This is a genomic window from Kitasatospora sp. NPDC097643 (genome assembly GCF_040302625.1).
Classification (GTDB): domain Bacteria; phylum Actinomycetota; class Actinomycetes; order Streptomycetales; family Streptomycetaceae; genus Kitasatospora.
Genome location: NZ_JBEOSA010000030.1, coordinates 80,237 through 98,893 on the forward strand (window position 1 = coordinate 80,237; position 18,657 = coordinate 98,893).

Here is an 18,657-nt window from a genome sequence, read left to right on the forward strand (position 1 = left end):
CGTCGTGCCGTCAGCGGAGGACGCCGTAGTCCTGCGGCTCACTCCAGCCGGCGAAGTTCACCAGGTGCCGGTCGGCGTTCACGGCCCACAGGTCGGGCGTGCCGTCGCCGTCCACGTCGCCCGAGCTGCCCAGCGTCGGGTAGGCGGCCGTGCTGAAACCGGTCGCGACGACGTTCGCCTTCGGGTTCGCGAGGGCGGCGAAGTCGAAGGTGCCGTCGGCCTTCTTCGGGATCGGGTAGGCGTGCAGCTGCCCGGTGGCCCGGTCCCGGGCCCACAGGGCGAGGTTGCCGGCGGCGTCCGGGCCGGGGGCGATCAGGTCGTAGCCGCCCCAGTCACCGGTGCTGGTGAGCTTGCGGACCTCCTGCCAGCCGTAGGCGAAGTTGCCACCGGCGTGCAGCCAGAGGTTGCCGCCCTCCAGGGTCAGCAGGGACGGCGAGTCCGAGGCGTCGATCGGACCGAGGGCGACGATCTGGTCCGCCTTCGACCAGTCGGCGGCGTAGTCCGCGGGGCAGGCCACCTTCGTGCCCGCCTCGTCGACGCAGCTGCGCGAGCGCCGTGCTCCGGTGAGGCCACCGGTGAAGGAGCCGTAGTCGGCGTTCTGGTACAGGTAGAGGTATCCCTCACCGGGCCTGTGCAGGAAGAAGTCGTCCGAGGACGGCGCGTGGGTGTCCGACCAGCCGCGATGGGCCACCTGGTAGGTCGACCAGCTCGTCCGGTCGGGCGAGCTCACGGCCCTGATCGTCGAGTTGGGCGTGGTGTCGCCCGCATTGACGCTGATGTACTGAAGGTTGCCCTGCGCGTCGGGCAGCACGATGTCCGCGACTCCGTCGCCGTCGACGTCGCCGAGGGTGTGCGGCGGGTTCGGGTTCGACGGGGCGTAGAAGGTGTAGGACGCCGCGCTGACGTTGCCCGCGTTGTCGATCACCTGGACGTTGAGGTTGTTGGTGCCCCAGTCCAGGACCCGCAGGTTGACGGTCGCCGTGCCGTCGTCCTCGGGCGTGACGGCGTCGGGTGCGTCACAGCCGGCGACGCCGAGCATGCCGAAGCCGTACCGGAAGCAGGCGACGCCGGAGGTCTCGCCGCCGGCCGGGGCCTGGTCGGCTCCCTTGAGGACGAAGGTGCCGGTCTGGCCCGCGTACTTGGTGGCCTTGCCGCTCGCCGGAAAGTCGGTCGAGCCGACCGTGACGGTCGGGCTGGTCGTGTCCAGCGTGAAGTGGCAGTCCGCCGAGGGGGCGGAGGTCTGCGTTCCCTGTAGCGCCCAGGCGTGCCAGGCGTAGCTGTGCCCGTCCAGCAGACCGGGGACGGTGATGCCGGCCTCCTGGACGTAGGCCTGGGCCTCGCCGGTGAACACCGGCTCCTCGGCTCCGGTGGTCACGTCCCAGACGCCGAACCGGGCGCCGGTGCCGGTGACCTTGGCACTGAGCGCCGGGCCGCTGATGGTCCGGCCGATCCAGGTCGGGTCGCCGGTCGGGCCGCAGGCGCTGGTGCGGTGCTCGACGCCCTGGCCGGTACCGAGGACGGCCGGCCCGGCGGCATCGGCCACGGCCGAGGTCGGTACCGCGACGAGCCCGGCGGCCAGGGCCGCCGCAGCGGCCCCGCCGAGCCTGCGGACATGCAGGTGCTTCATCAGATCCCCACCCCTTGTATCGAGATCACCCGAACACGCGATCAAGCGGTGGAGATCCTGCCAGGGGGGCCTGACAGCAGCAACGGGGATTTCAGTCGGTGGCCGGGGTGGTGCGGCGGGTGGCGCGGAGGCCGCGGAGGCCGATGGTGCCGACGGCGATGCCGAGGGTGAAGGAGGTGACGGCGAGGAGGAGGTGGATCCAGAAGAAGGCGGTCGGCTGGGAGTGGTCGCCGTTGGTGAAGGCCTGGCCGCCGGAGTCCTTCCAGAGGTTCTTGACGAAGGTCGTCCAGATGATGATCGACCAGACGCCGAAGGCGGTCAGGAACCAGGAGGTGCGGCGGCTGAGCTTCATGGGGTCCTCGGCGGGGTGTGGAGGTGGTGTGCACAGCCAGTATGCGTGGGCCGCCGATCGGCGTACGGCGGGGCCCTGCTGCGGACGTCGGGGGTCCGGAATGGGTACGGTCTGCTGGTGCCCACACGCCGTCACAAGTTCGCGCACCTGTTCGCCGCGGCCGCCGCGGTCCTGCCGGTCCTGCTCACCGCCCCGGGGGCGGTCGCCGCACCGTACGCGCCGCCTCCGCCCGCCGCGATCGGCGGCGAGCGGCTCGGGCTCCCCGGGGTCCAGGTCGCCCCGCTGGCCGGCGCGCCCGCGTTGCCGGGGGACCTCACCGGTCAGTCCTGGATAGTCTCCGACGCGGTGTCAGGCGAGGTGCTGGCGGCCTACAACCCGCATCTGAGGCTGCCCCCGGCCAGCACCCTGAAGATCCTCTTCGCCGACACCGTGCTGCCCAAGTTCGACCGCAACCTGGTCCACAAGGTCGCGGACGAGGAGATCCTGGGGATCGGCGCCGGCAGCAGCCTGGTGGGCATCAAGGAGAACCTGGAGTACCGGGTCGAGGACCTGTGGCGCGGGGTGTTCCTGAGCTCGGGCAACGACGCCGTGCACGTCCTGGCGCACATGAACGGCGGCGTCCCGCAGACCGTCGCCGAGATGCAGGCGCGCGCCGACGGCCTTCAGGCCCGGGACACCCGGGTGATCTCCCCGGACGGCTACGACATGGACGGGCAGGTGTCCTCCGCCTACGACCTCACGCTGTTCGCCCGGGCCGGGCTGCGCAACCCGGACTTCCGGATGTACTGCGCCACCCGCGACGCGCTGTTCCCCGGTGCCGTCGACAAGAACGGGCAGCGCGGCAGCTTCGGGATCGCCAACACGGACCGGCTGCTGGGCAAGTACCCCGGCCTGATCGGGGTGAAGAACGGCACCACCACCAACGCCGGTTCGACCTTCGTCGGCGCCGCCGAGCGCAACGGCCGCACCCTGCTGGTGACCGTGATGCACCCGGCCTCGTACCAGAAGGTGTACGACGAGACGGCCGCTCTGCTGGACTGGGGCTTCGCGGCGGCCGACAAGGTCCAGCCGGTCGGCCGGCTGGTGGACGAGCTGCCGGCCGGTGCCGCCGAGCCGACCGGCCAGGCCGGCGGCACCGCCGGTACGCCCGCGCCCCCGCCGCACCCCTCGCCGACCGCCCAGCCCACCACCGCGCCCGCCGCCGCCCGGGCCGCCGAGCCCGCCGCGGCGGACGGCCTCGGCCTGACCGGCTGGCTGACCGTCGCGGTGGCGCTGTCCGGCGGCGGCGTGGTGGCGGTGGTCCTGCTGCGGCGCCGTCGGGCGGCCGGCGGACCGGCGGCCGACTGACCGGCGGGCGCCCGGCGGCCCGGCCCGGCCTCAGTGACGAGGCCGGGCCGGCGCGTTCCCGCCCTGCTCCGCCTCGTCGGCCGCCGCCACCAGGGCCAGCCCGTGCGCGCGGGTGCGCTGCCGGGCGGCCTCCGGGTCGGCCAGGGCCGTCCAGGCGACGCAGAACATCAGCAGCCGGCAGACGAAGTTGATCCACAGCAGCAGCGCCACCGGCACGCCGAAGGCGCCGTACACGCTCTTGCCGGCCACCGAGCCGAGGTAGGAGGCGAGCAGGATCTTCAACGCCTCGAAGCCGACCGCGCCGATCAGCGCGCCCTGCAACACGTCGCGTCGGCGCTGGCCGACGATCCCGGGGAAGGGCGCCAACAGGTAGGCGAACAGCAGCGTGTCGCAGGCGACCGCGATGAGCAGGCCGACCCCGGTGAACAGGTAGCCGCCGCTGCTCAGGCCGATCCAGTCGGCGATCCGGCCGGCCAGTGTCGTCCCGGCGGCGGAGGCGGCCAGCGAGACCAGCGACACCAGGCCGAGGCCGCCCAGCACCAGCACGTCCCAGGCCTTGCGCAGCACCGGGTTGCCGTCCTCCTGGGGCAGCTGCCAGATGTCCCGGATCGAGGTGCGCATGGTGTCCACCCAGCCGAGGCCGGAGATCAGCAGCAGCGCCCCGCTGACCAGCCCGACGGCGCCCGCGTTGGCCACCAGGGACGGCAGGTTGAGCGCGTCGGAGATGCCCGGCAGCTGGTCGGAGATGTGCTTCTGGATCTCGGCGACCCGGCTGTCGCTGAGCGTCGCGGCGGCGATCGCCAGGCCCACGGTGAGCAGCGGGAACAGCGCGAGGAAGCCGAAGAAGGTGACCGCGCCGGCCAGCCGGTTGCCGCGGGCGGTGCTGAAGTGCTCGTACACCCGGTACGGCCGGCTGCGCAGCACCCGGGCCACGAGCGGGCCGATGACCGGAAGTCGGGTCAGGAAGTCCACGCGACCGGTTATACCGGCCCGTCCCCCCGGCCGGGGGCCGGACTCGGCGTACGCCGTCCGGGTCAACGGCGGACCCCGGCGGCAGCGCCCGCCGACGGACCCTAGCGGCGGACCAGCCGGCGGGCCCGGGCGAGGGCGCGGACGGCCTGGTAGGCGCCGTAGCGGCCGTGGCTGAGCAGTTCGGTGCGCACGCCGTCCACCCCGGCCGGCGGGCGGTAGCCGGCCGGCCGCAGCCGCGCGCAGTGCGCGGCCGCGCGGCGGAAGTACTCGCGGCGGTCGCCCGGCGGGACCCGGCCGGGCTTGGAGACCACGGTGTTGAGGTGGTGCAGCATCCGGCCGTAGACCACCGGGCGCCAGTGGTCGAGGTCGGGGCGGCCGTCCAGGAAGGCGAAGACCAGGTCGTACTGGGCGAAGACGTCGAAGTGCTTGCGGCTCGCGGTGGCCAGGATGTTCCCGCCCTCCTGGCGCTGGCGGTAGTGCACGCCGACCTCGTCGAGCAGGGTGATCCGGGCCGCGGCGAGCAGCGCCGGGTACGTCCAGGGGGTGTCCTCGTAGTAGCCGGCCGGGAAGACCAGCCGCTGCTCGGTGATGAAGCCGCGGCGGTAGGCCTTGTTCCAGACGACCTGGAGCAGGTCGAGCAGGTCGGGGCGGGCGGCGAGGTCGAAGACGTCCGGGGAGGCGGCGCCGAAGACGTGCGCGGAGGCGGCCCGGACGATCCGGCCGTCGACGTAGGTGCGCGCGTAGTCGTAGACCAGGACGTCCGGGTCCCCGGTGGCGGCGAGCCGGTCGTCGACGGCCTTGAGCAGGTTCGGGGTGAGGGTGTCGTCGCTGTCGAGGAAGACCACGTAGTCGCCGGTGGCGACCTCCAGGCCGGCATTGCGGGCCCGACCGAGGCCGACGTTCTCCGGCAGGTGCAGCACCCGGACCCGGGGGTCGGCGGCGGCCGCCTCGTCGAGCAGCTCGCCGCAGCGGTCCGGGGAGCGGTCGTCCACCGCGATCAGTTCGAAGTCGGGGCCGCCCTGGCCGAGCACCGAGTCGAGGCACTCGGCGAGGTAGTCCTGGACCTGGTACACGGGGACGATCACGCTGAAGCGGGGCACGGGGCCCAGCGTAGTGGCCCGGAAGGGGCTCAGAGCCCGGAGGTAGGATCGGGCGCACAGACGCACCGATTCAAAGTGCGGCCAGGCCCCCACGGGCCGCCACGCTCCTTCCCGAGAAAGGCCTGCGTAGCCGATGGCTCCCCGCCTCTCCATCGTCGTTCCGATCTACAACGTCGAGCGTTACCTGGTCGAATGCCTCGACTCGATCGCCGCCCAGACCTTCACGGACTTCGAGTGCGTCATGGTCGACGACGGTTCGAAGGACGACAGCGCGGCCCTCGCCGAGGCGTACGCGGCCAAGGACTCCCGCTTCCGCCTGGTCCGCCAGGTGAACAAGGGCCTCGGCGCGGCCCGCAACACGGGCATCCGGCACATCGACCCGGACTCCGAGTTCCTGTGCTTCGTCGACAGCGACGACTCGATGCCGCCGAGCGCGTACGAGCTGATGATCAGCACGCTGGACGAGACCGGCTCGGACTTCGCCACCGGCAACGTGCTGCGCTTCCGCGCGGTGGGCTACTACCAGTCCGGCGGGCACTCCCGGCCGTTCAAGGAGACCCGGCTCAAGACCCACATCACCGAGATCCCGGCGCTGGTCACCGACCGCACCGCGTGGAACAAGGTGTACCGCCGCTCGTTCTTCGACGCGGCCGGCATCCTCTACCCCGAGGGCATCCTGTACGAGGACGCCCCGGTCAGCGTGCCGCACCACTACCTCGCCAAGAGCGTGGACGTGCTCTCCGAGCCGATCTACCACTGGCGCGAGCGCGAGGTCGGCGAGATGTCGATCACGCAGATGCGCACCAACCCCAAGGGCCTGGTCGACCGCGTCACCTCGGTCGAGCTGGTCCGCGGCTGGCTGAAGAAGCAGACCGAGCCGCGCTTCGCCGAGTACCTGCGCTCCTACGACGAGAACACCCTCGTCGAGGAGATCCCGATGTTCTTCTGGTCCGTCGTGGACGGCGACAAGGAGTACCGGGACGCCTACGCCAAGAACGTCAGCCGGCTGCTCCGGGCGATCGGCCCCGAGCTGGTCCGCAAGCTGCGGGCGCCGCTGCGGCTGAAGTACCACCTGACCCTCGCGGGCCGGATCGACGAGTTCGTCGAGCAGATCAAGTACGAGGGCGAGAGCAACGGCGGTGTCCAGGCCCGCGGTCTGCTGCGCCCGTACGCCGACTACCCGTTCCTGCGCGGCGGGCGCAAGAGCGTGCCGGCCGGGGTGCTCAAGCTGGACAACTCGCTGGTCATGCGCAGCCGCCTGTACGAGACGGCCTGGGTCGGCGGCCGGCTCCAGCTGACCGGGCACGCGTACCCGGAGCAGCTGGGCGCGGCCAACAAGCACGACATGGTCCGCACCCTGGTGCTGCGCGAGGCCAAGGGCCGCCGGGTGCTCGCGGTGCCGATGAAGACCACGTACAGCCCCGAGGCCACCGCCAGCTGCAACCACGACCTGTACAACTGCGACTGGGCCGGCTTCACCGTCTCCCTCGACCCGCAGAAGCTCAAGCACCGCGGCCAGTGGAAGGACGGCAACTGGCGCGTCCTGGTCGCCGGCGCCGGCAAGGGCGGCGTCTACAAGGGCCGGATCTCGGCCGGCTGGAGCGACACCGCGCAGTACATCCCGGCGCACTGGGTCGAGCCGGACGTGCGGATCGTGCCGTGGGTCCGGGACAACTTCGTCTACCTGCGGGTGGAGACCGTCCGGGCCCGGGTGACCGGCCTGGCCGCGCAGGGCGGCCGGGTGGAGGTCTCGGGCGCGGCCCGTTCCGGCGCGAGCTACGCCGGGGCGCGGCTGCGGCTCACCCACGTCGAGTCGGACCGCGAGCTGGCCTTCCCGGTCGAGCTGGGCGCGCCGGTCGGCAGCCTGCAGCCGTTCAGCGTGTCCTTCCCGGCCACCGAGCTGACCGCCGTCCGTGAGGCCTGGGCCGAGCTGGACCCGGTGGCCGCCGAGCGCGGCCGCGACCGCTGGGACACCGCGCTGGTGCTGGCCGACGGCAGCATCGTCCAGGTGGCCTGGGACGACCGCAACGCGCCCGCGCAGCTGCACCTGCCGCTGAACCCGGACGCCCCCACCGACCGGCGCCGGGTGCTCTACTCCAAGCCCTCCCCCGGCGGCTACCTCCAGTTCTCCGACCAGCTGCTCCAGCCCGTGGTGGACGAGGTCTCCGCCCGCGGCGCGGACGGCTTCCTGCTCAGCGGCTCCTTCCCGCTGCCCGGCACGCACCGCTGGGAGCTGGTGGTCCGGCACAACTGGCGCGAGGAGGAGCACGTCTACCCGGTGGAGATCGCGGACGGCCGGTTCCGGACCGCGCTGCCGGCCGTACCGACGGCCTCCTTCGCCGGCCGGGTGCCGCTCGCCCAGGGCACCTGGGGCGTCTTCTTCCGTCCGCTCGGCGCCCCGGTCGAGGAGATGCCGAGCTCGTACGCGCTGATCTCGCCGGAGTGCTTCGGCGCGCTGCCGCTGGAGGTGGAGTCGCGCGGCAAGCGCATCGTGCTGGAGCGCCGCCACCACGACGGGCTCTCGCTGGAGTCGCACTCGGCGCTGCTGCCCGAGGAGCGCAGCGGCCACCGCCAGCGCCAGCTGCGGACCGTCGACTACCCGGCCGCCCGCCGGCACCCGGTGCGCGACACCGTGCTGTACAACGTCGGCCTCGGCGGCCTGTACGCCGACTCGCCGCGGGCGATCCACGAGGAGCTGGTCCGCCGCGGCCTGCCGCTGGAGCACCTCTGGGGCACCGACGACTTGCAGGCCGACCTGCCGCAGTCGGCGAAGGCGCTCCGGCTCTGGAGCCCGGAGTGGTTCGAGGCGCTGGCCACCGCCAAGTACGTCGTCACCAGCACCCACCTGCCCGACTTCTTCGTCCGCCGGCCCGGCCAGGTCGTCGTGCAGACCTGGCTCGGCAGCCCGCTGAAGCAGATCGGCTTCGATTTCGAGAAGGTCTGGTTCACCGACGCGAACTACCTGAAGGGCCTCGCCAAGGAGATCCCGAACTGGAGCCTGCTGGTCGCCGGCAACAGCTGGTCGGCCCCGGTGCTGAAGCGCGCGTTCGATTTCAAGGGCGAGATCCTGGAGAGCGGTTCGCCGCGCAACGACCTGCTGTTCGCGTCCGACCGGGAGAAGACGGCGGAGCAGGTCCGCGAGCGGCTCGGCCTGCCCGAGGGCAAGAAGGTCGTGCTCTACGCGCCGACCTGGCGCGAGGACCGGCGCCGCCCCAACGGCGGCTACCAGCTGGACCTGCGGCTCGACCTGGAGGCGGCCAAGGCCGCGCTCGGCGACGACCAGGTGCTGCTGGTGCGCCGGCACAGCGTGATGTGCGGCCAGATCCCCGGCGCCGGCAACGGCTACGTCTGGGACGTCGGCAGCTACCCCGACATGGCGGAGCTGCTGCTGATCGCGGACGTGCTGGTCACCGACTACTCGGCGAGCGTCTTCGACTTCGCCGCGACCGGCAAGCCGATGCTCTTCTTCACCTACGACCTGGAGCACTACCGCGACAACCTGCGCGGCTTCAGCCTGAACTTCGAGGCCGAGGCGCCCGGCCCGCTGCTGGGCAGCTCCGAGGAGCTGGTCGACGCGCTGGGCCGGGTGGACGAGGTCGCGGCGGCGTACGCCCACAAGGCCGCCGCGTTCCGCGAGGCGTACTGCGACCTGGACGACGGCAAGGCCTCGGCCCGGGTGGTCGACGCGATGCTGCGCAAGGAGTAGTCCGCGAGGACCCCGGAGGCGCCCGGCACATGCTCGTGCCGGGCGCCTCCGCGCATTCCCCGGGGTTTTCTGAGCGGATCCTCACCCTTTGCGCCCGCTTTGCCGTCGAACTCATGTTTCGCTGACGAATTTCTGAGGAAATTCGACGAACCGTACAGTTGACCCGGGATGTACTCCCGGTATGGGATATCGATTCGGCCCCGGCACCGGTCGGCACCGCTCCGGAGGCCTCCCGGTCCACCGCCATGGTTCGGTTCCCGTCCCGAAGGGCTCACACCCCGCATGCCTGCGCTCACACGGTTCGTCCTTCCGCACGCCGCCCCCCGTGTGACCGCTGCGCTGCCCACCGCCGACGAGGACGTCGCCTTCGGCCTGCTGCGCGCCCGCTGGACCGGCCGCGGCCTGGAGCTCACCGGCTTCGCCCGCCCGGACGACCTCGACACCGGCCGCCCCGGCTCCGCCTGGACCTGGCTCACCCTGCGCCACCCCGACCCGGCCCGGCCCCCCCTCCACCTGCGCTCCAGACCCCGCAGAATGCCCGAGGTCACCGACGACAGCGCGCAGGCCGACCACAACCACGACTGGTCCGGCTTCACCGCCCTGATCGAGGCCGACCGGCTCCGCCACGGCACCGAGTGGCTGCTCGGCGACTGGCAGATCGAGACCACCCTCTTCACCCGCCCCCGGCCCACCCGGCTGCGCCGCCAGTACGGCGGCCTCGCCCCGCACTGGTGCGGCTCCGGCGAGTACCCGCCGGCCCGCTGGGTCGACCGGGACGTGCGGCTGCTGCCGCACTTCGTCGACGGGCGGCTGCGCCTGCGGCTCGAACGCCCGGACGTCCGGCTCACCCACGCCTCCCCCGGCGCCGACGGCCTCGACCTGCGCGGCACCGCCGACCACTGCCCGGCCGGCACCGTGCTGCGGCTGCGCCACCGGCAGAGCGAGGCCGTCATCGAGCGGCCGGTCGCCCGCACCGGCAACGCCTTCGCCGTCCACGTGCCGTACCGGCCGTTCACCGCCGACGGCCGGGGCGACGGCGACCTGGAGCACTGGGACGCCGAGCTGCTGCACCCCGACGGCACCACCGAGCAGCTCTGCCTGGACGAGCGCGGCGGCCCGGTGGCCGGCCAGCACCGGCTGCCCGACACCCCCGACCGGGTGCTCTACCTCAAGCACCTCGCCGACGGCCGGCTCCAGCTCTGCGTCCAGCCCGCCGCGGGCCTGATCGACCGGATCGCCGTCCGGCCGGCCGGCTTCGAGCTGAGCGGCCACTGTCCCGACCCGGACCCGGGCCGGCTGGAGCTCGTGCTGCGGCACAGCGGCACCGCCGACGAGGTGCGCAGCCGCGTAGAGCCGGGCGAGGACGGCCGCTTCCGGGTCCGGGTGCCCGCCACCCGCACCGGCTCCGACGGGACCGCACTGCCGCTGCGCAAGGGCATCTGGGAGGCCGCGCTGGAACCGGTCGGCCGGCCCGGCCCGGCCCGCCCGCTGCTCGCCGCGCCCGGCACCGTCCACGCGCTGCCCGCGACCACCTCGGCCGGCGGCAAGCGGATCCTGTTGCAGCGCCGCTGGTGCGACACCCTGCTGGTGGACTCCACCCCGGTGCTCGGGCCCACCGAGCGCAGCGCCTGGAGCCAGACCCGGCTGCGCACCGTCGGCTACCCGGCGGCCCGCCGCGAGCCGCTGCGCGAGGCCGTGCTGTACGACGTGTTCGGCGGCCGCGGCTACGCCGACTCACCGCGCGCGGTGCACGCCGAACTCGCCCGCCGGGGCGAGCCGTTGGAGCACCTGTGGGTGGTCGACGACGCCCAGGCCGAGCTGCCGCCCGGGGTCAGCCCGGTCCGGATCTGGAGCCCGGAGTGGTACCGCGCGCTGGCCACCTGCCGGTACGTGGTCGGCAACACCCACCTGCCCGACTTCCTGGAGCGCCGCCCCGGCCAGGTGGTCGTGCAGACCTGGCACGGCTCGCTGCTCAAGCGGATCGCCCACGACGTCGAGAACCCCTGGCTGGCCGACCACGGCTACCTGGCGGCACTCGACCGGGAGACCCCGAACTGGAGCCTGCTGCTCTCCCCCAGCCCCTTCGCCACCCCGATCCTGCGCCGCGCCTTCCGCTACGCCGGCGAGATCCTGGAGGCCGGCTACCCCCGCAACGACCTGCTGGCCCGCGCCGACCAGCGGACCGCCGCGGCCGTCCGCCACCGACTGGGCATCCCCGAGGGCAAGCGGGTCGTGCTGTACGCGCCGACCTGGCGCGAGGACCAGCAGCGCGGCAACGGCGACGGCTTCCGGCTCGACCTGCGGCTGGACGTCGACCACGCCCGGCGCCTGCTCGGCGAGGACCACGTGCTGCTGATCCGCCCGCACGCGCACGTCCGCGAGCCGCTGCCGGGCGCCGGGGACGGCTTCCTGTACGACTGCGGCGACTACCCCGACCCGCAGGAGCTGCTGCTGATCGCGGACGTGCTGGTGACCGACTACTCGTCGATCATGTTCGACTTCGCGATCACCGGGCGCCCGGTGTTCTTCTTCACCTACGACCTGGAGCACTACCGGGACACCCTGCGCGGCTTCTACTTCGACTTCGAGCCGCAGGCCCCCGGCCCGCTCGTCCCCACCTCGGCCGAACTGCTCGGCGCACTGCGCGAACTCGCCGACTCCGGTGCCGCGCTGCCCCCCGGCTACGCGGAGCGCTACCGGCGTTTCCAGGCCGGGCACTGCGTGCTGGACGACGGCGGCGCGGCCCGCCGGGTGGTCGACCGGATGCTCGAACTAGGGCGCACGAACGGCTAGTTCAGCAGAATCCGTAGTCCCGCCAGGGCCGCCAGACCTCGTCCGCGTCGAACCGGGAGAGGCTGAACCCCGGCACCTGGAAGGCCGCCCGGAAGCCGCGCGCCTGCTCGTACGCCTGGTCCAGCACGTCGTCCGGCAGGCCGTGCGCCACCGTGACGTGCGGGTGGTACGGGAAGGCCAACTCGCGGGCCAGCGGGCCGGAGCGGATGTCCGCCTCCAGCAGCCGGCACTCCTGCGCCCCCTCCTCGACCCGGACGAACACCACCGGGGACACCGGGCGGAAGGTGCCGGCGCCGCTCAGCAGCATCCGGAACGGCCGGTGCGCGGCCGCCACCGCCGCCAGGTGCTCCTCGATCTTCGCCAGCCCCTCGGCGGGCACCTCGGTCGGCGGCAGCAGAGTGACGTGCGTCGGTATGGAGCGGGCCTGCGGGTCACCGTGCGCGGCCCGCGCGTCCTGGATCTGCGCGCCGTACGGGTCCGGGACGCTCACGGACACGCCGATGGTGAGCAGCTCGGGGAGCTCCTCACCATCGGGCAGTCGTGTCAGTGGGGTCACCGCTTGGCGGCCGGGAGGAAGCCGATCCGGTCGTACACCGTCTCCAGCGTCCGCGACGCCACCGCGCGGGCCTTCTCGGCACCGATCGCCAGCACCCGGTCCAGCTCCGCCGGGTCGTCCAGGAAGGTGCGGGTGCGCTCCTGGAACGGGCCGACCCACTCGGTGAACAGCTCGGCCAGTTCGGTCTTCAGGGCGCCGTACATCTTGCCCTCGAAGTGCTCGACCAGATGCTCGACCGACTGCCCGCTGAGCGCGGAGTGGATCCGCAGCAGGTTGGAGACGCCCGGCTTCTCCCCCTCGTCGTAGGAGACGACGGTGCCGGTGTCGGTGACGGCGCTCTTGAACTTCTTGGCGCTGACCTTCGGGTCGTCCAGCAGGCTGACCAGACCCTTGGCCGAGGAGGCCGACTTGCTCATCTTGATGCCCGGGTCCTGGAGGTCCTGGATCTTCGCCGTCTCCTTGAGGATGTACGGCTTCGGGACCGTGAAGGTCGGGACGTAGCGGGAGTTGAAGCGCTCGGCGAGGTCGCGGGTGATCTCGACGTGCTGGCGCTGGTCCTCGCCCACCGGGACGGCGTCCGCCTGGTAGAGCAGGATGTCGGCGATCTGGAGGATCGGGTAGGTGAACAGCCCGACCGTGGTGCTGTCGGCACCGTACCGGGAGGACTTGTCCTTGAACTGGGTCATCCGGGAGGCCTCGCCGAAGCCGGTGAGGCAGTTCATCACCCAGGCGAGCTGCGCGTGTTCGGGCACGTGCGACTGGACGAAGAGCGTGCAGTGCTCCGGGTCGAGGCCGGCGCCGAGCAGCTGGGCAGCGGAGATCCGGGTGTTCTCGCGCAGCACCTGCGGGTCCTGCGGCACGGTGATCGCGTGCAGGTCGACGACCATGTAGAAGGCGTCGTTGTCCTTCTGCAGGTCGACCCACTGGCGCACGGCGCCGAGGTAGTTGCCGAGGTGGAACGAGCCGGAGGTGGGCTGGATGCCGGAGAGCACCCGAGGACGCTCCTTGACCGGACCGGTGACCGCTGCGTTGACCATGCGGGCCATTGTTCCAGTTCCACCGGTCGCTCAGGAAACGTCCGCCCCTGGAGGATCTGCCAGTGTGACCGCACTCACCCTCACCCGGGCGATCCGCCGGCCCTCCAGCTTGGCCACCGTCAACAGCACGCCCCGGCCTCCCTCGACCGGGATCCGCACCTGGTCGCCGTCCCGGGGCAGTCGGCCGAGCGAGGCGACCAGGCAGCCGGCCACCGTCTCGTACGGGCCCTCGGGGAGGGTGACGCCGGTCTCCTCGGCGAAGTCCCCGAGGTTGAGCAGACCGTCGAGCTCCACGCCGCCGCCGGCCAGTCGGCGGGTGGTGGCGGTCTCCGGCCGGTCGTACTCGTCGCGGATCTCGCCGATCACCTCCTCGACCAGGTCCTCCAGGGTGACGATGCCGGCGGTGCCGCCGTACTCGTCCACCACGATGGCCAGGTGGTGGCCCTCGCGGCGCATCTCGCCCATCGCCTCCAGCACCAGCTTGGTGCCGGGCAGCAGCTTGACCGGCCGGGCGAGGTCGCGGACCTTGACGGCCTGCTCGCCGCGCGCGCCGTACAGGTCGCGGACGTGCACGAAGCCGACCACCGCGTCGGCGCTGCCCTCGACCACCGGGTAGCGCGAGTGCGGCGAGGTGTCCGCCTGCTGCCGGACGGCGGCCAGCGGGCGTTCGGCGTCCAGGAAGGTCACCTCGGTGCGCGGGACCATCACCTCGCGCAGCTGCCGCTCCCCGGCGGAGAACACGTCCGCGATCAACGCCCGTTCGTCGCTGCCGAGTTCGGTGTTGGCGGCGACCAGGCCGCGGAGCTCCTCGGAGCTCATCGAGCCGCGCCCGGCGGCCGGGTCGCCGCCCAGCAGGCGGACCATCAGATTGGTGGAGTGGCCGAGCAGCCAGATCACCGGACGCAGGGCCACCGACATCACGTCGACCACCGGCGCCGCGATCACCGCGATGGACTCGGCGCGCTGGAGGCCGATCCGCTTGGGGGTGAGCTCGCCGAGCACCAGCGAGACGTAGCTGATCACCAGGGTGAGGCCGACCAGGGCGAGCGCGTCGGCGACGCCCTCGGTGAGCCCGGCCCGGACGAACAGCGGGGCGACCTTGCCGGCCAGGGTGTCCGCGCCGAACGCGGCGGACAGGAAGCCCATGCAGGTCACGCCGACCTGGACGGCGGCCAGGAAGCGGTTGGGGTCGGCGGCCAGGTGCGCGGCCCGGGCGGACCGCCGGCTGCCGTGCGCCTCCAGCGTCCGGATCTGGCCCTCGCGCAACGAGATCAGCGAGATCTCGGCGACGTTGAACAGCCCGCCCAGCAGGATGAAGACGAGGACGAGCGCGGCGTCCCCGAGGGTTTCGTTCACAGCGGGTCAGTGTAAGGCGGCGGCCCGCCGCCCCACGGTAGGAGGCGACGGGCCGTCGGAGGTTCAAGGGGCTCAGATGAGGCCGAGCTCCTGGACCGCGTCGCGCTCCTCGACCAGCTCGTTGACCGAGGCGTCGATGCGGGCGCGCGAGAAGTCGGAGATCTCCAGGCCCTGGACGATCTCGAACTTGCCGTCCTTGGTGGTGACCGGGAAGGAGGAGATCAGGCCGGCCGGGACGCCGTAGGAGCCGTCGGAGACGACACCCATGGAGGTCCAGTCGCCCTCGGCGGTGCCGTTGACCCAGGTGTACACGTGGTCGATGGCGGCGTTGGCGGCCGAGGCGGCCGAGGAGGCGCCGCGGGCGTCGATGATGGCGGCGCCGCGCTTGGCGACGGTCGGGATGAAGTCGCTCTCCAGCCAGGCCAGGTCGCTGCCGACGGCCTCGAAGGCCGGCTTGCCGGCGATCTCGGCCTGGAAGATGTCCGGGTACTGGGTGGCGGAGTGGTTGCCCCAGATGGTGACGCGCTTGATGTCGGAGACCAGGGCGCCGGTCTTGGCGGAGAGCTGGCCGACGGCGCGGTTGTGGTCCAGGCGGGTCATCGCGGTGAAGCGCTCGGCCGGCACGTCCGGGGCGTTGCGCTGGGCGATCAGGGCGTTGGTGTTGGCCGGGTTGCCGACCACCAGGACCTTGATGTCGTCCGCGGCGTGGTCGTTGATGGCCTTGCCCTGCGGGCCGAAGATGCCGCCGTTGGCCTGGAGCAGGTCGCCGCGCTCCATGCCCGCGGTGCGCGGACGGGCGCCGACCAGCAGGGCGACGTTGGCGCCGTCGAAGGCCTCGGCCGGCTTGTCGGTGATGGTGATGTCGCGCAGCAGCGGGAAGGCGCAGTCGACGAGCTCCATGGCGGTGCCCTCGGCGGCCTTGAGGCCCTGGGGGATCTCCAGGAGGCGCAGGTTCACCGGCACGTCGGCACCGAGCAGGTGGCCCGAGGCGATGCGGAAGAGCAGCGCGTAGCCGATCTGGCCGGCCGCTCCGGTGATGGTGACGTTGACGGGGGTGCGGGTCATTTCTACCTTCTCCAGCAAATCGCCAGGTGCCCCAGGCACATCGGCGCGCTGGAGCCGAGGATGTTCTCTCGACGTCGAGAGACCGGCGTCAGGTTATCGCAAAGGGAAGCGTACGCCGCCTGTGCGGGCCCGGCCGCGGCGTCTGATACGTCACAACGCACCGCGGCCCCCGCCCGGGTTTCGGGGCGGGGGCCGCGGGGAAGCGACGCCGGTCAGTGCTTGGGCCGGCCGATCAGCTGGCCGATGTTGTCCAGCAGCGGCATCTCCAGCCACGGGTTGGGCTGGGCCACCAGGGTCAGCAGCACGATCGACGCGCCGAGGAAGGTCAGCACCAGCACGTCGGTGAAGCGGCTGCGCACCGCCAGCATGCCGACCTCGGGCAGCACCAGCCGCAGCACGGCGCCCAGCAGCACCCCGCCGCCGAGGATCAGCAGCCCGTACTTGAAGCCGTCCTTGAAGTCGGCGAACCAGGTGACCGCGAGCCCGGCGCCGACCACCAGCAGGACCAGCGTTATCGGCCACTGCCGCACCGGCAGGGCGTGGTCGCGCCCCAGGGCCGCGGCCGAGCCCTCGGGCGGCAGGGTGCCGGTGGTCTTGACCGGCCTGCGCCGGGACCGCGCCGGTCGCGGTTCAGTCATGCTCGCCGTCCCTGGGGTGTCAGATGCCGGCGCGGCGCTCGGCCGCCTCGACGATGTTGTTGAGCAGCATGGCGCGGGTCATCGGGCCCACGCCGCCGGGGTTCGGGGAGATCCAGCCGGCCACCTCGGCGACGCCCGGGTGCACGTCACCGACGATCTTGCCCTCGCTGCGGCTGACGCCCACGTCCAGCACCGCCGCGCCCGGCTTGACGTCCTCCGGCTTGACCAGGTGCGGCACGCCCGCGGCGGCCACCACGATGTCGGCCTTGCGCAGGTGGTAGGCGAGGTCCCGGGTGCCGGTGTGGCACAGGGTCACGGTGGCGTTCTCGCTGCGGCGGGTCAGCAGCAGGCCGATCGAGCGGCCGACGGTGACGCCGCGGCCGATCACGACCACCTCGGCACCGTTGATCTCGACGCCGTGCCGGCGCAGCAGCTCGACGATGCCGAGCGGGGTGCACGGCAGCGGGCCCTCGATGCCCAGGGCGAGCCGGCCCAGCGAGGTCGGGTGCAGGCCGTCCGCGTCCTTGTCCGGGTCCATCAGCTCCAGGACCGGGTTCTGGTCCAGGCCCTTGGGCAGCGGCAGCTGGACGATGTAGCCGGTGCAGGCCGGGTCGGCGTTGAGCTCGCGGACGACGTTCTCGACGTCCTCCTGGGTGGCCGTGGCGGGCAGCTCGCGCTGGATCGAGGCGATGCCGACCTCGGCGCAGTCCTTGTGCTTCCCGTTGACGTACCAGCGGCTGCCCGGGTCGTCGCCGACCAGGACGGTGCCGAGGCCGGGCGTGACGCCCTTCGCCTTGAGGGCCGCCACCCGGGCGGCGAGTTCGGACTTGATCGCGGCAGCGGTGGCCTTGCCATCGAGAATCTGGGCAGTCATGACCCCATTCTCCCGGATCGCGACCGGCGCCCGTACCACGGCGGCACCGGCTCCGCGGGGCGACCGCACCCGGCCCCGTCGCACGACCTGCGGGGCAGCCGGTGACGGGGCCCGCGGCGCCGCCGGACGGGTACGGATGATCCTTACCACGTTGCGGTTGCGCCACAGTCTTGGTCCGGTGCTCAGAACCGGCTGGACACGGCCCTGCCGTCCGGTTGACGATATGCGGGCATTCCCTGCCGCGACCCGGCCCGGTGACGGGCCGACGGACACCACGGCGGGGCGTACCCGGGGGAAAGAGCCAGTGAGCCGATCAGACCAGACCGAGCAGTCCGACCGCCGCGACGTCGTCCCGACCGCGGCGTGCCCGTCGTCGACCCTGCTCGCACCGCTCCCGCCGCGCTCACCGCGTGCCTGAGCCGACCGCGCCCGGCACCGTTTCCGGAGCCGTCACCACGCTGCCCTGGCGTCCCGTCCGGCCGGCGGCCCGACCCGCCGGCCCGGAACCGGGCCCTCCGCTGTCCCGTCCCCACGTCCCCGTAACTGCCCGGAGGCATCCATGAGTTACCCGCCCGACCCGAACAACCCGTACGGCCAGCCGCAGGCCCCGGGCTACGGCTACCCGCAGCAGGCCCCGCCTGCCGCCGGCTACGGCTACCCGCAGGCCGCGCCCGGCTACGGCTTCGCGCCGGCCGTGCCGCAGACCATGCCCGGCCTGGTGACCACCGCGCGGGTGATGCTGTTCATCGTCGGCGGTGTGCAGACGCTCCTCGCGATCATCTACGTGGTCATCGCCGCGGCCGCCAAGGACGCGACCAACACGCTGAGCCGGAGCACCAGCGACGACAACCCGTTCACCACGATGGGGAACGCCGCGGCCGGTGTCGTGCTGGTCTTCGGCGTGCTGTTCGCGCTGTTCGCCGCGCTGTCGATCACCCTGGGCGCGAAGTTCGGCAAGGGCGGCCCGGCCGTCCGCATCACCACCATCGTGTACGGCTCGCTCGGCGCGCTGATGGGTCTGCTGATCCTGCTCGGCGCGGTCAGCGGCGGCACCGCGGTGGGTCTGATCATCGCCCTGATGTGGCTGGCGATCAGCATCATCTGGATCACCGCGATGTGCACCCGGGACGGTGTGGCCTGGTTCAACCGGCCGCGCTACTGATCCGGCCGGCCCGGCACCCCGGTCACCGGCGGCAACGTCTCGCTGTACAACCAGACCGGCGAGGTCGCCATC

General features: G+C 72.5%; 14 protein-coding genes. 4 read left to right on the top strand and 10 right to left on the bottom strand.

The window, feature by feature from the left end; all coding sequences use genetic code 11:
• Window positions 1-10: 10 nt before the first annotated feature.
• Window positions 11-1,627, bottom strand: coding sequence for a hypothetical protein (locus ABTY15_RS20515; RefSeq protein WP_350593752.1), 1,617 nt, complete (start codon window positions 1,625-1,627; stop codon window positions 11-13).
• A gap of 91 nt (window positions 1,628-1,718) precedes the next feature.
• On the bottom strand, window positions 1,719-1,979 hold the full coding sequence (locus ABTY15_RS20520; RefSeq protein WP_350593758.1) for an SCO4848 family membrane protein: 261 nt from the start codon (window positions 1,977-1,979) through the stop codon (window positions 1,719-1,721).
• A gap of 117 nt (window positions 1,980-2,096) precedes the next feature.
• On the opposite strand from ABTY15_RS20520, the gene ABTY15_RS20525 reads away from it, so the two are divergent.
• On the top strand, window positions 2,097-3,326 hold the full coding sequence (locus ABTY15_RS20525) for a D-alanyl-D-alanine carboxypeptidase family protein (protein WP_502893548.1): 1,230 nt from the start codon (window positions 2,097-2,099) through the stop codon (window positions 3,324-3,326).
• 30 nt (window positions 3,327-3,356) lie between these two features.
• Here ABTY15_RS20525 and ABTY15_RS20530 read toward each other — a convergent pair whose 3' ends face one another.
• Entirely contained in the window at window positions 3,357-4,298 is a 942-nt protein-coding gene (locus ABTY15_RS20530; RefSeq protein WP_350593770.1) for a YihY/virulence factor BrkB family protein, read from the bottom strand.
• Between the two features lie 101 nt (window positions 4,299-4,399).
• Window positions 4,400-5,398: a glycosyltransferase family 2 protein gene (locus tag ABTY15_RS20535; RefSeq protein ID WP_350593783.1), complete on the bottom strand. Its 999-nt coding sequence runs from the start codon at window positions 5,396-5,398 to the stop codon at window positions 4,400-4,402.
• Window positions 5,399-5,531: 133 nt separating this feature from the next.
• Here ABTY15_RS20535 and ABTY15_RS20540 point away from each other — a divergent pair, with 133 nt between their 5' ends.
• Window positions 5,532-9,104 carry a bifunctional glycosyltransferase/CDP-glycerol:glycerophosphate glycerophosphotransferase gene (locus ABTY15_RS20540; protein ID WP_350593792.1) on the top strand — a complete coding sequence of 1,191 codons (3,573 nt, stop codon included), beginning with the start codon at window positions 5,532-5,534 and terminating at the stop codon, window positions 9,102-9,104.
• Window positions 9,105-9,386: 282 nt separating this feature from the next.
• Window positions 9,387-11,897 carry a CDP-glycerol glycerophosphotransferase family protein gene (locus ABTY15_RS20545; RefSeq protein ID WP_350593796.1) on the top strand — a complete coding sequence of 837 codons (2,511 nt, stop codon included), beginning with the start codon at window positions 9,387-9,389 and terminating at the stop codon, window positions 11,895-11,897.
• Window position 11,898: 1 nt separating this feature from the next.
• On the opposite strand, the gene ABTY15_RS20550 is transcribed toward ABTY15_RS20545, so the two are convergent.
• The 6 genes from ABTY15_RS20550 to ABTY15_RS20575 all read right to left on the bottom strand — a co-directional run bounded on the left by ABTY15_RS20550 (window position 11,899) and on the right by ABTY15_RS20575 (window position 17,423).
• The gene (locus ABTY15_RS20550; protein WP_350593801.1) at window positions 11,899-12,453 is read right to left on the bottom strand and encodes a 2'-5' RNA ligase family protein; all 555 of its coding nucleotides are present in this window, start codon (window positions 12,451-12,453) and stop codon (window positions 11,899-11,901) included.
• Complete coding sequence (gene trpS / locus ABTY15_RS20555) at window positions 12,450-13,445, bottom strand: tryptophan--tRNA ligase (RefSeq protein WP_350593914.1); 996 nt, start codon at window positions 13,443-13,445, stop codon at window positions 12,450-12,452. The genes ABTY15_RS20550 and trpS overlap by 4 nt, the downstream gene beginning before the upstream one ends.
• Window positions 13,446-13,520: 75 nt before the next feature.
• The gene (locus ABTY15_RS20560) at window positions 13,521-14,846 is read right to left on the bottom strand and encodes a hemolysin family protein (RefSeq protein WP_350593807.1); all 1,326 of its coding nucleotides are present in this window, start codon (window positions 14,844-14,846) and stop codon (window positions 13,521-13,523) included.
• Between the two features lie 72 nt (window positions 14,847-14,918).
• Complete coding sequence (locus ABTY15_RS20565; RefSeq protein WP_350593815.1) at window positions 14,919-15,911, bottom strand: malate dehydrogenase; 993 nt, start codon at window positions 15,909-15,911, stop codon at window positions 14,919-14,921.
• A gap of 212 nt (window positions 15,912-16,123) precedes the next feature.
• Window positions 16,124-16,549, bottom strand: a complete 426-nt coding sequence (locus tag ABTY15_RS20570) for a DUF3017 domain-containing protein (RefSeq protein WP_350593828.1) — start codon at window positions 16,547-16,549, stop codon at window positions 16,124-16,126.
• 19 nt (window positions 16,550-16,568) lie between these two features.
• Complete coding sequence (locus tag ABTY15_RS20575) at window positions 16,569-17,423, bottom strand: bifunctional methylenetetrahydrofolate dehydrogenase/methenyltetrahydrofolate cyclohydrolase (RefSeq protein WP_350593833.1); 855 nt, start codon at window positions 17,421-17,423, stop codon at window positions 16,569-16,571.
• 559 nt (window positions 17,424-17,982) lie between these two features.
• Between ABTY15_RS20575 and ABTY15_RS20580 the strand changes: the two genes are divergently transcribed.
• Window positions 17,983-18,585, top strand: coding sequence for a hypothetical protein (locus ABTY15_RS20580; protein ID WP_350593839.1), 603 nt, complete (start codon window positions 17,983-17,985; stop codon window positions 18,583-18,585).
• The last annotated feature ends 72 nt before the right edge of the window (window positions 18,586-18,657 follow it).

Excerpts from the sequence above, each read along its gene's own strand:
- ABTY15_RS20515 (WP_350593752.1), bottom strand. The coding sequence starts at position 1,627 with ATGAAGCACCTGCATGTCCGCAGGCTCGGCGGGGCCGCTGCGGCGGCC.
- ABTY15_RS20520 (WP_350593758.1), bottom strand. The coding sequence starts at position 1,979 with ATGAAGCTCAGCCGCCGCACCTCCTGGTTCCTGACCGCCTTCGGCGTC.
- ABTY15_RS20540 (WP_350593792.1), top strand. The coding sequence starts at position 5,532 with ATGGCTCCCCGCCTCTCCATCGTCGTTCCGATCTACAACGTCGAGCGT.
- ABTY15_RS20545 (WP_350593796.1), top strand. The coding sequence starts at position 9,387 with ATGCCTGCGCTCACACGGTTCGTCCTTCCGCACGCCGCCCCCCGTGTG.
- ABTY15_RS20565 (WP_350593815.1), bottom strand. The coding sequence starts at position 15,911 with ATGACCCGCACCCCCGTCAACGTCACCATCACCGGAGCGGCCGGCCAG.
- ABTY15_RS20570 (WP_350593828.1), bottom strand. The coding sequence starts at position 16,549 with ATGACTGAACCGCGACCGGCGCGGTCCCGGCGCAGGCCGGTCAAGACC.
- ABTY15_RS20575 (WP_350593833.1), bottom strand. The coding sequence starts at position 17,423 with ATGACTGCCCAGATTCTCGATGGCAAGGCCACCGCTGCCGCGATCAAG.
- ABTY15_RS20580 (WP_350593839.1), top strand. The coding sequence starts at position 17,983 with ATGAGTTACCCGCCCGACCCGAACAACCCGTACGGCCAGCCGCAGGCC.